Genomic DNA, 14,050 nt, shown 5'->3' with positions numbered 1-14,050 from the left:
ACGACATGAACATCCGCATCCGCATCACCGCCACCGCCGAGGGCCAGGAGCGCGTGCTCACCCACGACGCCCTGTCGTTCCTGCTCGAGCTGCACGACGCCTTCGAGCCGACGCGCCAGCAGCTGCTGCAGGATCGCCGCAAGCGGCGCGCCGCCTTCGCCGACGGTGAGACCCCGCGCTTCCTCGAGTCGACCAGGCGCATCCGCGAGGACAGCAGCTGGAGGGTCGCGCCGCCGGCCCCCGGCCTCGAGGATCGCCGCGTCGAGATCACCGGCCCCATCGAGCGCAAGATGACCATCAACGCGCTCAACTCGGGAGCCAAGGTCTGGCTGGCCGACTGCGAGGATGCCTCGAGCCCGCTGTGGCGCAACGTCATCGCCAGCCAGGTCAACCTGCAGGACGCGATCCGCCAGCAGATCGAGTTCACGAGCCCGGAGGGCAAGGAGTACCGCGTCACCGCCGCAGAGACGCCGACGATCGTCGTGCGGCCCCGTGGCTGGCACCTCGACGAGCACCGCATCATCGTCGACGGCAAGCCGATGTCTGGCTCGCTGGTGGACTTCGGCCTGCACGTGTTCCACAACGCCGACGAGCTCATCGCTCGCGGCTCAGGCCCGTACTTCTACCTGCCGAAGCTCGAGAACCATGCAGAGGCGCGGCTGTGGAACCGCGTCTTCGTGATGGCGCAGCAGCTGCTGGTCCTCCCGCAGGGCACCATCCGCGCGACCGTGCTGATCGAGACGATCACTGCCGCGTTCGAGATGGAGGAGATCCTCTTCGAGCTGCGCGAGCACTCTGCGGGCCTCAACGCCGGACGCTGGGACTACCTGTTCTCGATGATCAAGGCGTTCCGCCTCCGCGGGCCGGAGTTCGTGCTCCCCGACCGGGCGCAGCTGACGATGACGGCGCCCTTCATGCGCGCCTACACCGAGCAGCTCGTGCGTGCATGCCACCGTCGTGGCGCGCACGCCATCGGCGGCATGGCGGCCTTCGTGCCGAGCGCCAAGGATCCGGAGGCCACCGAGCGGGCGCTGTCGGCAGTCGCGAGCGACAAGTCCCGCGAGGCCGGCGACGGATTCGACGGCTCCTGGGTCGCGCATCCGGGCCTCGTGTCGACCTGCCGCGAGGCGTTCGACGCCGTGCTCGGCGAGCGGCACAACCAGCTCGACCGCAGCCGGGAGGACGTCGCGGTCGACGCCGCAGCGCTCATCGACCTGTCGACGACGCCCGGCGAGATCACCGAGACGGGCCTCCGCTCGAACATCGAGATCGGCATCCGCTACATGGAGGCGTGGCTGCGCGGCCACGGCGCCGTCGCCATCCACTCGCTGATGGAGGATGCGGCGACCGCCGAGATCTCCCGCTCGCAGATCTGGCAGTGGATCTACAACGAGTCGCAGACCGCTGACGGTCGCACCATCACTCGCGAGCGCTGCGAGTCCATCGTCGACGAGCTCGACCGCGGCTTCGAGCGCAGCAAGGGCAATCGCTACCGCGAGGCGATCGCGCTGTTCCGCGAGATCGCGCTGGAGACGACCTACCCGGCCTTCCTCACGCTCGCGGGCACCGAGCGCTACCTCGCGGAGGGCGTGGAGCGTGCGACGACCGGTCCCATCCCGGTGACGGATGCCTCGGCTCCCGACGTGCAGGACGCCGACGAGGAGCGCGAGGCAGCCTGATCCTCCAGCACACGCAGAAGGCGGGACCCCCGATCGGGGTCCCGCCTTCCTGTTGCTGGCTGAGCCAGTGAGCGAGCGGCGGTCTCGAAGGGTCAGGCGTGCTGCGCCTTCGCAGCACGCAGACTCTCGAGCAGCCGCTCGCGCAGCTCCTCGGGCGCGCGGTCCTTGCATGCACCCTGCAGGGCGACGGTCAGCGTCTCGCCCACGTGATGCTCTGCCGAGCACTCCTCGCAGGTGTCGAGGTGGGAGCGCACATCGGCGGCGTCCTCAGCGCACAGCTCCTTGTGGAGGTACTCCTCCAGCGCTGCCCGCGCCTGGGTACAGTCCTGTTTCTCATCGAGCGTGGTCACGACTTCTTCTCCTTGTCGGTGCTCGCCTGCACAGCGATGCCCTGTTCTGCCGCGTAGTCGGCCAGCATGCCGCGCAGCAGCTTGCGGCCGCGGTGCAGGCGACTCATGACGGTGCCGACCGGAGTCTGCATGACCTCGGCCGTCTCTGCGTAGCTGAGGCCCTCGACGTCGACCCAGTAGACCGCCATCCGGAAGTCGACGGGGACCTGCTGGAGCGCATCCTTCACGATGCCGGAGGGCATGCGGTGGATGGCCTCGGCCTCTGCGCTGCGCGACGACATGGCAGTGAACGACTCGGCGTCGCCGATCTGCCACTCCTCCATGTCATCGAGCGGGGCCTCGAAGGGGCGGCGCTGCTGCTTGCGGTAGGTGTTGATGTAGGTGTTGGTCTGGATCCGGTAGAGCCAGGCGCGCAGATTGGTGCCCTGCTTGAACGAGCCGTACGCGGCATAGGCCTTGAGCAGCGTCTCCTGCACGAGATCCGCGGCATCTGCCGGGTTGCGCGTCATGCGCATCGCGGCCGCGTAGAGCTGGTCGGCGTACTGCATCGCCTGCTCTGCGAAGTCGTCGCGCTTGCTGGCCTCGGCCTGTTCGCTTGTCATCGCCCGCGAGTCTAGTGTCGCCTCGCGCTCGCGCAGTGTCGCAGTGGGCACAGGCACCTCCTCCGGAACTCTCCCTGACCGATAGATTGCAACCGATGAGCCAGGCAGATCATTCCCACACAGCACGGCGATGGACGGCACCGACCGCGACCGCCAGGCTCGACGCGCGCGTGCAGCTGCCGGGCTCGAAGAGCCTCACGAACCGCGCGCTGCTGCTGGCGGCGCTCGCCGACGGCCCCTCGACGCTCCACCGCCCGCTCCGCAGCCGGGACGCGACGATCATGGCCGACGGCCTGCGTGCGCTCGGCGCTGTGATCCGAGAGGTGTCCGGCGATGGGGCATTCGGCCCCGACCTCGCCATCGTGCCGCAGCCGATCGCCGGCGGCGGGCACATCGACTGCGGCCTCGCGGGCACCGCCATGCGCTTCCTGCCCGTCGTCGCCGCGCTCGGCGACGGCCCCGTCTCGTTCGACGGCGATCCGCACGCGCGCAAGCGACCCATGGAGCAGACGATCGCCGCGCTGCGGGGCCTTGGCGTGCGGGTCGACGCCGACGAGCCGCGGCTGCCGTTCACGGTGCACGGGGCCGGCGGCATCGTGGGCGGCGAGCTCGAGATCGACGCGAGCGCCTCGAGCCAGTTCGTCTCCGCGCTGCTGCTCGCGGCTCCCCGCTTCGAGCGGGGGCTCACGCTGCGCCACCGCGGCGAGCGCCTGCCCTCGATGCCGCACATCGAGATGACCCTCGCGGCGCTGCGACAGCGCGGCGTCGAAGCCGGCCCGCTCGAGACCGGTGCGTCCGGCGCGGCAGCCTGGCGCGTCGAGCCCGGCGCCATCGCTGCGCTCGACGAGCAGATCGAGCCCGACCTCTCGAACGCTGCGCCCTTCCTCGCGGCGGTCGTGGCAGTGGGCGGCCGCGTCGTGCTCGACGGATGGCCGGCGCAGACGACGCAGGTGGGCGCCATGCTGCCGGAGCTGCTCGCGGCGTTCGGCGCATCGAGCTCGGTGGCGGATGGGTCCCTGACGGTCGAAGCCGTCGGTGGCGCGATCCCCGGTGCCACGCTCGACATGCACGCGGCCGGCGAGCTCTCCCCCACGATCATCGCGCTGGGCGCCATCGCCTCGGCGCCGGTGGAGGTGACCGGCATCGGCCACATCCGCGGGCACGAGACCGACCGCATCCAGGCCCTGGTCGACAACATCGCCGCGCTCGGCGGCCGCGCCACTTCGCTGCCGGATGGCATCCGCGTCGAGCCTGCACCGCTCACGGGCGGCGAGTGGGGCGCCTACGACGACCACCGCATCGCCACCGCCGCCGCCGTGGTCGGGCTGCGCGTGCCCGGCATCGAGGTCGATGACATCGGCGCGACCGCGAAGACGATCCCCGAGTTCCCAGAGCTCTGGGCCGCGATGCTCGACGGTCGAGGATGAGCGGCGCATGAGCTGGATGCAGGAGTTCGAGGACCCCTACGAGGAGTACGACGAGTCGAGCGTGCGCGAGCGGCCGAACCCGAAGGCGAACCGGCCGCGCTCGAAGCACCGTCCCGAGCACGAGGACGCCGTCACCGGCATCGTGACCACGGTGGACCGCGGCCGCTACACGCTCGCTGTGCGCGTCGGCGAGCCCGACGAGGCGGTCGTGACCGCCGCCAGGGCGCGTGAGCTGCGCAAGCAGGCGATCGTCGCGGGCGACCGCGTCGACGTCGTCGGCGACACCACCGGCGAGACCGGCTCGCTCGCCCGCATCGTGCGCATCCAGCCGCGCACGACCGTGCTGCGACGCTCGGCAGACGACGCGGATGTCATCGAGCGCGTCATCGTCGCGAATGCCGACGTCATGCTGATGGTGGTCGCCTCCGCCGATCCGCCGCCCCGCGCGGGCATGGTCGACCGCTACCTCATCGCGGCGTTCGATGCGGGCATCACGCCCGTGCTGGTGATGACGAAGACAGATGTCGCCGACCCCGAGCCCTTCCTGGCGAACTTCGCGGGGCTCGACATCGAGGTTTGGCGCTCCTCCATCGACGACCCGCCCGCCGAGGCGCTGCGCGAGCGGCTGGCCGGCCACACGACCGTCGCCGTCGGCCACTCGGGCGTCGGCAAGTCGACGCTCGTGAACGCTGTCGTGCCGGACGCGCACCGCGCCGTCGGCCACGTCAACGCCGTCACCGGCCGTGGCCGCCACACCTCGTCATCGACGGTGTCGTTCCGGCTCGGCGACGGCTGGATCATCGACACGCCCGGTGTGCGCTCCTTCGGTCTCGGGCACGTCGCGACCGGCAGCGTGCTGCGCGGCTTCCCCGATCTCGCAGAGGTCGCGGAGGACTGCCCGCGCGGCTGCACGCACCTGGTCGACGAGCAGTACTGCGAGCTCGCGATCGCTGCCGCCGACGGCAGGCTCGAGCCCCGCCGCGTCGACTCGATGCAGCGCGTGCTCGGCACGCTCCTCGCCGCGCGCGAGCTGCGGCACCAGGAGTGAGCGGGCGGGCAGCGCAGAGGCCTACGCTGGAGGCGTGACCCGCTCCGACGACGATCTCGCCCTGGCGCTGCGGCTCGCAGACGCCGCCGACGCCATCTCCTCCGACCGCTTCGGCGCTCGCGACCTGCAGATCGCGACGAAGCCCGACACCACCTTCGTGACGGACGCCGACCGCGCGGTCGAGCAGCGCATCCGCGACCTGCTCGCCGCCGAGCGGCCGGACGATGCGATCTTCGGCGAGGAGTTCGGGCAGGCGGGCGACGCGGCGCGCCAGTGGATCATCGACCCGATCGACGGCACGGCGCACTTCCTGCGCGGGGTGCCCATCTGGGCGACGCTCATCGCGCTGGCGGTCGACGGCGTTCCGGTCGTCGGCGTCGTCTCCGCCCCCGCGCTCGGCGCGCGCTGGTGGGCGGCGAAGGGGCAGGGCGCGTGGAAGCTCGCGGCAGGTGCGGCGACGCCCGAGCGGCTGCAGGTCTCGGGCGTGGCGACACTGGCGGAGTCGGCGATCTCGTACAACTCGATCCAGGGCTGGGACGGCGCCGGCCGGATCGACGACCTCGTGGCGCTGCAGCGCGACGTGTGGCGGGCGCGCTCCTATGGCGACGCGTGGAGCTACATGCTGCTGGCGGAGGGGACCGTGGATGCGGTGGCCGAGTTCGACCTGCAGCCGTACGACATGGCCGCGCTCGTGCCCGTGATCGAGGAGGCGGGCGGCACGTTCACGTCGATCGACGGCGCACCCGGCCCCTGGCACGGCACCGCGCTGGCGACCAACGGGCACCTGCACGCGCCGCTGCTCGAGCGCCTCACGCGCTGACGGACGCCGCGCGCTGACGGGCGCCCCGCGCTGACGGATCAGGCCCCGCGGCGGGCTCGCACCCGGCCGCAGGGCCTGTCTTGCGTCGACCGCGATCGACGCCGGTGCTCAGAGCGCCTGGATCGCGACGCTCAGCAGGACGGTGCCGCCCGCCTCGACGGTCGAGATCGCGACGATGTGGGTGTCACCCTGGTAGACCGTCGCGACCGTGCCGGCGATCTCGGTCGCGCCGCCCTCCATGGGGGCGAAGCCCGCGGCCTCGAGCTCGGCGGCGTAGGCATCGGAGACACCGGTGTCGGCGACCTGGAAGGCACCGACGATCTGGCCGGCTGCCGATGCATCCTGCTGCAGCTCGCCGTCGGGCACGGGCACCTCCGCAGGCCAGCCCTCGATGGGGGCGTCGGGGTTGCCGGCGTCGGGCTCGGCGGCCGCGTCGGTGGTCTCGGTCGTCTCACCGGAGTCAGACTGGCTGGTCTCGGGGCTGGTCTCCTCGGCGGCGTCCGGCGGCGTGCTCATGCAGCCGACGAGGCCGAGGGCGAGCGCGGCGGTCAGCGCCAGTGCGGAGATGGGTCGGAGCTGCATGGCGGGTTCCTCTCGTGCGCATGACCGTCACGCGCGCCTCGAGCCTCGCACAGCATCCGCACAGGCACCTGGATGTCGCCCGTCGGAGCGAGCCGGTCGCTCACCCCGCGGCGGCCGCCTCGAGCGCCGCGATGTCGAGCTTGCGCATCCGCATCATCGCCTCGTTGACCGCGGCCCCGCTCGGACCCGCCGCGAGCTCCAGGTAGCGGCGCGGCACGACCTGCCACGAGAGGCCGAAGCGATCCTTGCACCAGCCGCACACCGACTCCGCGCCGCCGTCGGCGACGAGCGCATCCCAGAGCCGGTCGACCTCCTCCTGCCCGTCGACCACGACCACGATCGAGACCGCCTCGGTGAGCGGGAACTGCGGACCACCGTTGAGCAGCATGTAGGGGGTGCCTGCGAGCGTGAGCTCGACCGTGAGCGCGTCGCCCGCGCCGCCGCTCGGGAACGGGTTGGGATCGGGATAGCGCGTGATGGTGCCGATCGACGAGCCGGGCACGAGGGAGACGTAGCACTCGGCCGCCTCTTCGATGCGCCCGTCGAACCAGATGCAGGTGCTGGTGTCCATGCCGGTCATCGTCCTCCTGCATCCGCGGCTTCGGTAGCCTGGAATCCATGCGCGAGATCACCCCTGCCGAGACCGCCGACCGCCCGATCGTCGACGTGCGCGAGCCGCACGAGTGGCAGCTGGGGCACGCCGACGGCGCGATCCACATCCCGATGGGCGAGATCGTGGAGCGGCTGCACGAGGTGCCGGACGGCGCGGCGATCATCTGCCGCTCCGGCGCCCGCAGCGCCCAGGTCGTCGCCTACCTCGAGCATCAGGGGCTGGATGCGGTGAACGTCTCGGGCGGCACGCTCGCCTGGGCGGCGGACGGCCGCCCGATGGTGGGCGCGGTCGTCTGACCACACCCACCGCCACGGTCATCGAGACCTGACCACCACGGTCATCGAGTAGGCGGCGAACGCGTCTAGCTCGCGACGATGAGCTTCTTGTTCATGAACTCCTCCATGCCGTGCGGGCCGAGCTCACGGCCGAAGCCGCTGCGCTTGGTGCCGCCGAAGGGCATGTCGTAGTCCTCGGCGCCCGCGCCGTTGATCGAGACCATGCCCGCGTCGAGGCGGTCGGCCACCGCCATGGCGAGCTCGGCATCGGTGCACCACAGGCGCGAGCCGAGGCCGAAGGGCGTGCCGTTGGCGATGCGCACGGCATCGTCGACATCCTTCGCGCGGTAGATCGTGCCGACCGGGCCGAAGAACTCCTCGCGATACGCGTCCATGCCTTCGGTGACCCCGCCCAGCAGCGCGGGCTGCACGCGCGTGTCGCCCGACTCGGCGACGTCGCCCACGACGATCTGCGCCCCCTCGGCGATCGCCGAGCCGACCTGCTCGCGCAGGCGGTCGGCGGCCGCCTGCGATGACAGTGCGCCCACCAGGGCGCCCTCGTCGGCGGCCTCCCCCACCTCGAGCGCGGAGAGCGCTGCCGCGAGCTTCGACGAGAAGTCGTCGAACAGCTCGTCGACGACGATGAAGCGCTTCGAGGCGTTGCACGCCTGGCCCGAGTTCTCCATCCGTGCCTCGACGGCGGCCTCGACCACGGCATCCATGTCGTCCGTCGACAGCACGATGAAGGGGTCGGATCCGCCGAGCTCGAGCACGACCTTCTTGAGGTTGCGGCCGGCGATCTCGGCGACCGCTGCACCGGCACGCTCGGAGCCGGTGAGCGAGATGCCGCGCACGCGCGGGTCGGGGATCACGAGCTCGCCGATCTGGTCGTTCGTGGCGAAGATGTTCTCGTAGGCGCCAGCCGGCAGGCCCGCCTCTGCGAGGATCTCGACGATCACGGTGGCCGACCACGGGCACTGCGGCGCGTGCTTGAGCAGCACGGTGTTGCCGAGCACGAGGGTCGGGAAGGCGAAGCGCGCGACCTGGTAGTAGGGGTAGTTCCAGGGCATGATGCCGAGGATGACGCCCTGCGACGCCTTGCGCACGCGCGCGTCGACGCCCGAGCGCACCTCGAGCACCTCGTCGGCGAGGAACGCTTCGGCGTTGTCGGCGTAGTAGCGGATGATCTCGCTCGAGAACTCGGCTTCAAAGATGCCCTGGTCGATGGGCTTGCCCATCTCGGTGCGGATGATCTCGGCGAGCTCCCGCGAGCGGGCGGCGAAGGCGTCAGCCGCCTTCGCGATGACGGCGGCACGCTCGGCGATCGGCGTCGTCGACCACGTCGCATGCGCCGTGTGCGCGCGCTCGATGGCCGCTCGGATGTCGTCGTCGCTGGCCGTCGGGAACTCCTTCACGACCTGGCCGGTGTAGGGGTCGGTGACTCGGTACTCGCTCACGATCTGCCTCCTCGCATCGTCGGATGCACCCAGGCTAGTGGGCGCCAGCGGCTGGCCGAAGTGGCGGCGTGCGGCTGCTCGCAGGTACCGGACGCCGGCGCGCAGGACGAGCGCGATGCCGAAGACAGCGCGGAGCACCATCCCCGAGGGACGGCGCCTCGAAAGGCTCAACAGCGTGCGACTCGACCGATGGTGGAGATGGGGGGAATCGAACCCCCGTCCAACGCTCGGACCGTGCGGCTTCTCCGGGTGCAGCTCAGGGGTAGCGTTCTACTCGGCTCCGACCTTTGTCCTGAGCACCTAGGTCGACGAGCCCAGTCACAGTTTTAGTCCCGCGAGCCCCTGTGACGCAGGAGCGCAGCAAGCTCTCTAGATGACGCCAGGATCCGGGGCGAGAGCGAACCCGGTCTGACGGACTTCAGGCTCGCTTATGCAGCGAGGGCGAAGTCGGTGCGCTTTGCGTTGGCACCTATTGGTTTGCAGGGGGCGTTCAAGAGATAACCCTGCATCCTCTACCCGCTTCCCGCTCCGACTGAGGCGCTGTCGAAACCGATCATCCCCATGGAGTGGTGCGAGTCGCACGCTGTTGAGTTTCCAATGCCGGATGCGTCCGGCGCGCTGGCTGGGCCAGCCCACCACAGTACCGCGCGGGACGTCGCCCCCGCAAGGGCGCGACGCAGCGATGCCCGACGCAGCCATTGGATCCCCTCAAGGTTCTGAGACATTGTTTCAAAACGGCCCGCGCGCTCCTACGGTGACCCTATGGCGCACGCAACGACCGCAGCCGGCCGACTCGACTTCCTCGACGGCGTCCGCGGGGTCGCCTCGCTGCTGGTGGTGGTGCACCACACCGTGGAAGCCCTCTCGCGCGAGTACTCGATCTGGGCGCACAGTCACGTGGACCTCGGCAGGCTCGGGATCGTCGCGTTCTTCGTCGTCTCCGGTTACGTGGTGGGGCTCACCCTGAGCGGACAATCCGCGAGAACATTCGTCGTCCGACGCTTCTGGCGTCTGTACCCCGTCTACTGGATCACGACCGCGATCTGGCTGACGGCCTGGCTCATGCTCGGCAATCCGATGCCCGCGGAGCTGGGCGCGTTCGCGATCGCCGTCAACCTGACGATGGTGCAGGGCGTCATCGGCGGTTGGTCGATTCTCACGCCTGCCTGGACGCTCGGCATCGAGATCGCCTTCTACTCGCAATCAGTCGCCGCGAAGCTCGTGCGGCGACTGCACTGGGTGTCATGGGCGGGTTGGCTGTGGCTCGCCGCGTTCGGGGTGCTGGCGATGTCAAACCTGCTGGCAGGCACGTCGTACTCGGCGCTCGTGCCGTTGCTGCTGTTCACAGCTTCGCTCGGCTTCGCCCTCTTCCGATGGGATGTGGCGCGCGACCGCTCGTTCTGGCCGCTGCTCGCGGCAGCGGTCTTCATCGTGCCACTCCTGGGCATGGCGCTGGGCAACGAGCCGCAGCCGGGCGTGTGGCCGCCGATGGGCTTCAACGTCTCCTATCTCGCTGGCCTGGCGCTCTTCGCCGGCTTCTACGCGATCCGCCACGTTGCCCTGGCCAGACCACTGCTCTGGCTCGGCGGCATCTCGTACTCGCTGTACCTCATCCACCTCACGGCCATCCAACTCGTCGGACACACACCGCTGTGGCAGATCCCGATCGCCGGCCCGCTTGCGGCAGCCGCGCTGTCGCTGGCCCTCGCAGCCGTCCTGCACCGATGGGTCGAGCGCCCGTCGACTGCGCTCGGTCGCCGCCGCAGCGCGAGCGGGGTCAGCCGAAGAGCAGCTCCGCCTCGCGATAGCGATGCTCGGGCACGCGCTTGAGGTCACCCAGCGCATCCGCCATCGGCACCCGCACGATGTCAGTGCCGCGCAGCGACACCATGGTGCCCCACGCCTGCTCGACGATCGCGTCGATCGCCGCGAGGCCGAAGCGCGTCGCGAGCACGCGGTCGGCGCCGCTCGGTGCGCCGCCGCGCTGGATGTGCCCCAGCACGGTGGAGCGCGACTCGATGCCGGTGCGCTCCTCGATCATCGGCGCGAGCAGCTCGCCGATGCCGCCCAGCCGCGGCCGGTTGAAGGCATCGAGGCCCTTGTGGGAGTGCGCCTCATCCATGCCCTCGAGCTTGAAGCCCTCCGAGACCACGACGAGCGGCGCACGGTTGCGGTCGTAGACCGACTGCACGTAGTCGCAGATCCACTCGATCGAGCGCGGCTGCTCGGGGATGAGCGTGACGTGCGCGCCCGTGGCGATGCCCGTGTGGAGCGCGATCCAGCCGACGTGCCGCCCCATCACCTCGAGCACCATGCAGCGCATGTGCGAGTCGCCGGTGGTGCGCAGGCGGTCGCCGGCCTCCGTTGCGATCTGCACCGCCGTGTCGAAGCCGAAGGTGTAGTCGGTGGCGGCGAGATCGTTGTCGATCGTCTTCGGCACACCCACGATCGGCAGGCCGTCATCGGCAAGCCGATTGGCGGCCGCGAGCGTGCCCTCGCCGCCGATCGCCATGACGGCGTCGATCCCGAGCCGATCGAGCGTCGCCCTGACCTTCTCGGGCCCGCCGTTCGGCCCCTCATACGGATTGGTGCGGCTGGTGCCGAGGATCGTGCCGCCGATGCGGCTCGTGCCGCGCACCGACGAGCGGTTGAGCACGCGCACGTCGCCCTCGACGAGCCCGCGATAGCCGTCGCGGATGCCGACGAACTCGAGGCCGTGGTGCACCATGCCTGTGAGCACCGCTGCTCGGATGACTGCGTTGAGTCCGGGGCTGTCGCCTCCGGACGTGAGGATGCCGACTCGCATTTCACCTTCCACCGGAAGGCCCTGGGTGAACCCTGCCGGCGCGACCATTCAATCGTGCGCGGCGACCGCTGTCGAACGCGGGAGCCGAGCGACGGCGACGTCGCCGGGCTAGTCCCCCATGCGGTTGCGCGTGCGCATCGCGCGGTCGGCCTCGCGCTTGTCCTGCCGCTCGCGCAGCGCGTGGCGCTTGTCGTACTCGCGCTTGCCCTTCGCGACCGCGAGCTCGACCTTGGCGCGGCCGTCAGAGAAGTAGAGCGACAGCGGCACGAGCGTGTAGCCGCCCTGCGACACCTTCGCGGCGAGCTTCTCGATCTCCTCGCGGTGCAGCAGCAGCTTGCGCTTGCGGCGCGGCGGATGGTTCGTCCAGGTGCCCTGGCCGTACGTCGGGATGTGCACGGCGTCGAGCCACGCCTCGCCACCGTCGACGAAGGCGTAGCCGTCGACGAGCGATGCCCTGCCAGCGCGCAGCGACTTCACCTCGGTGCCCGTGAGCACGAGGCCCGCCTCGACGCGATCCTCGATCGTGTAGTCGTGGCGCGCCTTGCGGTTCTGCGCCACGACCTTGTGGCCCTGTTCGCGCGGCATGGGTGGCTCCTGGAGTCGGTGTCTGTCGGTGCTGCCCGGATGCTGGGCAGCCGTTCAGTCTAGCCCACCGAAGCAGCTCCGGTCAGATCTTCAGGTACCTGCGGATCGCCACGGCCGCCGCGACGCCCGCGAACAGCACGCCGACGCCGACGAGCACGGGAGCCACCACCAGGGCGTCGTCGATCGTCACGATCGCGATCGTCTGCAGCATCGGCGCCACGTAGCCCTGCAGGAAGAAGTGCACGACCGCGATCACCGAGGCTGCCGCCAGCACCGCACCGAGCAGCGCCGCGACCACGCCCTCGATGATGAACGGCGTCTGGATGAATCGATTCGAGGCGCCCACCAGACGCATGATGCCGAGCTCTCTCTTGCGCGAGAACGCCGACAGCCTGATGGTGGTGGAGATCAGCAGCACCGCAGCGACGAGCATGAGCACAGCGATGCCGATCGCGGCAAGGCTCGCGGTGTTGAGCACCTGGAAGATCGGTTCGAGCAGCGCCTGTTGGTCGCGCACCTCCAGCACCCCGGGCAGCGCCGAGGTCGCCTCCTGGATGAGCACCGCATCCTGTGGCGTCGCAGGCTGCACCCAGAGGGCCTCATTCATCGTCTCGGGGCTGGCGAACTCGGCGCTCGTGGTGCCGCCGAACTGCTCCATGAAGTTCTGATACGCCAGCTCGCGATCCTCGAACTCCACGTGACTCACGTAGGGCGCGATCGCGCCGGTCTCCAGCACATCCCGCACCGCCTGCACCTGCTCGCCGGTGGCCGCGGTCTGCGTGCACGTCTCGGTCGCGTCGACCGGGCCGCAGAAGTAGATGCCCACCTGCGCGCGGTCGTACCAGAAGCCCTTCATCTGGTTGATCTGCATCTGCAGCAGGATCGCCGCGCCCACGAATGAGAGCGAGATGAACGTGACGAGCACGACCGAGACGACGACCGAGAGGTTGCGGCGCAGACCGTTCCAGACCTCCTGCGCGATCAGCTGGAGCCTCACGCGATCTCCTCCTCGTCCTCGAAGGTGTCCTCGAGGTCGGCCAGCTGGCGCTTGTAACTGCCGTGCGCCTCGTCGCGCATGATGACGCCGGCGTCGAGCTCGACCACGCGCTTCTGCAGCTCATCGACGATGGAGGCTTCGTGCGTGGCCATCACGACCGTCGTGCCGCCCTCGTTGATGCGGGCGAGCAGCGCCATGATGCCGGCACTGGTGGATGGGTCGAGGTTGCCGGTGGGCTCGTCGGCCAGCAGGATCGGCGGGCGGTTGACGACGGCGCGCGCGATCGCGACGCGCTGCTGCTCACCGCCGGAGAGCTCGTGCGGCAGGCGGCTCGCCTTGCCGGCGAGGCCGACGATCTTGAGCACGTCGGGCACCGCCTCCGAGATGAAGCCTCGGCTCTTGCCGATCACCTGCAGCGTGAACGCGACGTTCTCGTAGACCGTCTTGTTGTTGAGCAGGCGGAAGTCCTGGAAGACGACGCCGAGGTTGCGGCGGAAGAAGGGCACGCGGCGGCTGGGCAGCGCCTTGAGGCGCTGGCCGAGCACGTGCACCTCGCCGGTGGAGGGGTTCTCCTCGCGGAGCACCATGCGGATGAGCGTGGACTTGCCGGAGCCGGAGGCGCCGACGAGGAACACGAACTCGCCCTTGAGGATCTCCAAGGAGATGCCCTCGAGGGCGGGGCGGGCCTTGCGGGAGTAGGTCTTCGAGACCTCGTCGAAGCGGATCATGACCTGTCGAGGCTACGGGCGGGGATGCGTTGGGGCCGTCACCGCACCGGCGCGGCGCACGATCGCGACGGTCTCGTGACG

General features: G+C 70.2%; 15 protein-coding genes and 1 other RNA gene. 6 read left to right on the top strand and 10 right to left on the bottom strand.

Annotation, left to right across the window (positions count from 1 at the left end; all coding sequences use genetic code 11):
• Positions 1-5: 5 nt before the first annotated feature.
• Positions 6-1,679, top strand: coding sequence for a malate synthase A (gene aceB / locus MKD51_RS07055; protein ID WP_240239626.1), 1,674 nt, complete (start codon positions 6-8; stop codon positions 1,677-1,679).
• 92 nt (positions 1,680-1,771) lie between these two features.
• On the opposite strand, the gene MKD51_RS07050 is transcribed toward aceB, so the two are convergent.
• Together MKD51_RS07050 and MKD51_RS07045 are read right to left on the bottom strand one after the other, a co-directional pair.
• Positions 1,772-2,029: a zf-HC2 domain-containing protein gene (locus MKD51_RS07050; protein WP_240239625.1), complete on the bottom strand. Its 258-nt coding sequence runs from the start codon at positions 2,027-2,029 to the stop codon at positions 1,772-1,774.
• Positions 2,026-2,631 carry a sigma-70 family RNA polymerase sigma factor gene (locus MKD51_RS07045; protein ID WP_240239624.1) on the bottom strand — a complete coding sequence of 202 codons (606 nt, stop codon included), beginning with the start codon at positions 2,629-2,631 and terminating at the stop codon, positions 2,026-2,028. The genes MKD51_RS07050 and MKD51_RS07045 overlap by 4 nt, the downstream gene beginning before the upstream one ends.
• 95 nt (positions 2,632-2,726) lie before the next feature.
• Here MKD51_RS07045 and aroA point away from each other — a divergent pair, with 95 nt between their 5' ends.
• From aroA to MKD51_RS07030, 3 genes are read left to right on the top strand one after another with little or no spacing between them, the layout of a single operon-like run.
• Positions 2,727-4,058, top strand: coding sequence for a 3-phosphoshikimate 1-carboxyvinyltransferase (gene aroA, locus MKD51_RS07040; RefSeq protein ID WP_240239623.1), 1,332 nt, complete (start codon positions 2,727-2,729; stop codon positions 4,056-4,058).
• Between the two features lie 7 nt (positions 4,059-4,065).
• Positions 4,066-5,106: a ribosome small subunit-dependent GTPase A gene (gene rsgA, locus MKD51_RS07035; protein ID WP_240239622.1), complete on the top strand. Its 1,041-nt coding sequence runs from the start codon at positions 4,066-4,068 to the stop codon at positions 5,104-5,106.
• A gap of 34 nt (positions 5,107-5,140) precedes the next feature.
• Positions 5,141-5,926, top strand: coding sequence for an inositol monophosphatase family protein (locus MKD51_RS07030; RefSeq protein ID WP_240239621.1), 786 nt, complete (start codon positions 5,141-5,143; stop codon positions 5,924-5,926).
• A gap of 108 nt (positions 5,927-6,034) precedes the next feature.
• Here MKD51_RS07030 and MKD51_RS07025 read toward each other — a convergent pair whose 3' ends face one another.
• Positions 6,035-6,508 carry a hypothetical protein gene (locus tag MKD51_RS07025; protein ID WP_240239620.1) on the bottom strand — a complete coding sequence of 158 codons (474 nt, stop codon included), beginning with the start codon at positions 6,506-6,508 and terminating at the stop codon, positions 6,035-6,037.
• A 100-nt stretch (positions 6,509-6,608) separates the two neighbouring features.
• A complete protein-coding gene (locus tag MKD51_RS07020; RefSeq protein WP_240239619.1) occupies positions 6,609-7,079 on the bottom strand; it encodes a VOC family protein in 471 nt (156 codons plus the stop codon).
• Between the two features lie 47 nt (positions 7,080-7,126).
• Between MKD51_RS07020 and MKD51_RS07015 the strand changes: the two genes are divergently transcribed.
• Positions 7,127-7,417: a rhodanese-like domain-containing protein gene (locus tag MKD51_RS07015; protein ID WP_240239618.1), complete on the top strand. Its 291-nt coding sequence runs from the start codon at positions 7,127-7,129 to the stop codon at positions 7,415-7,417.
• Positions 7,418-7,482: 65 nt separating this feature from the next.
• Here MKD51_RS07015 and MKD51_RS07010 read toward each other — a convergent pair whose 3' ends face one another.
• Together MKD51_RS07010 and ssrA are read right to left on the bottom strand one after the other, a co-directional pair.
• Positions 7,483-8,853, bottom strand: coding sequence for an aldehyde dehydrogenase family protein (locus tag MKD51_RS07010; protein ID WP_240239617.1), 1,371 nt, complete (start codon positions 8,851-8,853; stop codon positions 7,483-7,485).
• A gap of 190 nt (positions 8,854-9,043) precedes the next feature.
• Positions 9,044-9,414: a transfer-messenger RNA gene (gene ssrA, locus MKD51_RS07005) on the bottom strand.
• A gap of 201 nt (positions 9,415-9,615) precedes the next feature.
• On the opposite strand from ssrA, the gene MKD51_RS07000 reads away from it, so the two are divergent.
• Positions 9,616-10,683 (top strand): acyltransferase, encoded by a 1,068-nt coding sequence (locus tag MKD51_RS07000; RefSeq protein ID WP_240239616.1) that lies wholly within the window; start codon positions 9,616-9,618, stop codon positions 10,681-10,683.
• Here the strand turns inward: MKD51_RS07000 and MKD51_RS06995 are convergent.
• From MKD51_RS06995 to ftsE, 4 genes are all read right to left on the bottom strand, one after another.
• Complete coding sequence (locus tag MKD51_RS06995) at positions 10,631-11,659, bottom strand: 6-phosphofructokinase (protein ID WP_240239615.1); 1,029 nt, start codon at positions 11,657-11,659, stop codon at positions 10,631-10,633. The two genes, MKD51_RS07000 and MKD51_RS06995, sit on opposite strands and share 53 nt — an antisense overlap.
• Before the next feature lie 108 nt (positions 11,660-11,767).
• The gene (gene smpB, locus MKD51_RS06990) at positions 11,768-12,244 is read right to left on the bottom strand and encodes an SsrA-binding protein SmpB (protein WP_240239614.1); all 477 of its coding nucleotides are present in this window, start codon (positions 12,242-12,244) and stop codon (positions 11,768-11,770) included.
• A gap of 82 nt (positions 12,245-12,326) precedes the next feature.
• Positions 12,327-13,241 carry a permease-like cell division protein FtsX gene (ftsX, locus tag MKD51_RS06985; protein ID WP_240239613.1) on the bottom strand — a complete coding sequence of 305 codons (915 nt, stop codon included), beginning with the start codon at positions 13,239-13,241 and terminating at the stop codon, positions 12,327-12,329.
• Positions 13,238-13,969 carry a cell division ATP-binding protein FtsE gene (gene ftsE / locus MKD51_RS06980; protein ID WP_240239612.1) on the bottom strand — a complete coding sequence of 244 codons (732 nt, stop codon included), beginning with the start codon at positions 13,967-13,969 and terminating at the stop codon, positions 13,238-13,240. The genes ftsX and ftsE overlap by 4 nt, the downstream gene beginning before the upstream one ends.
• Positions 13,970-14,050: the final 81 nt, after the last annotated feature.

Origin of the sequence: Agrococcus sp. ARC_14, assembly GCF_022436485.1 — a bacterium.
GTDB lineage: Bacteria > Actinomycetota > Actinomycetes > Actinomycetales > Microbacteriaceae > Agrococcus.
This window is presented reverse-complemented; position numbering and strand designations above follow the sequence as displayed.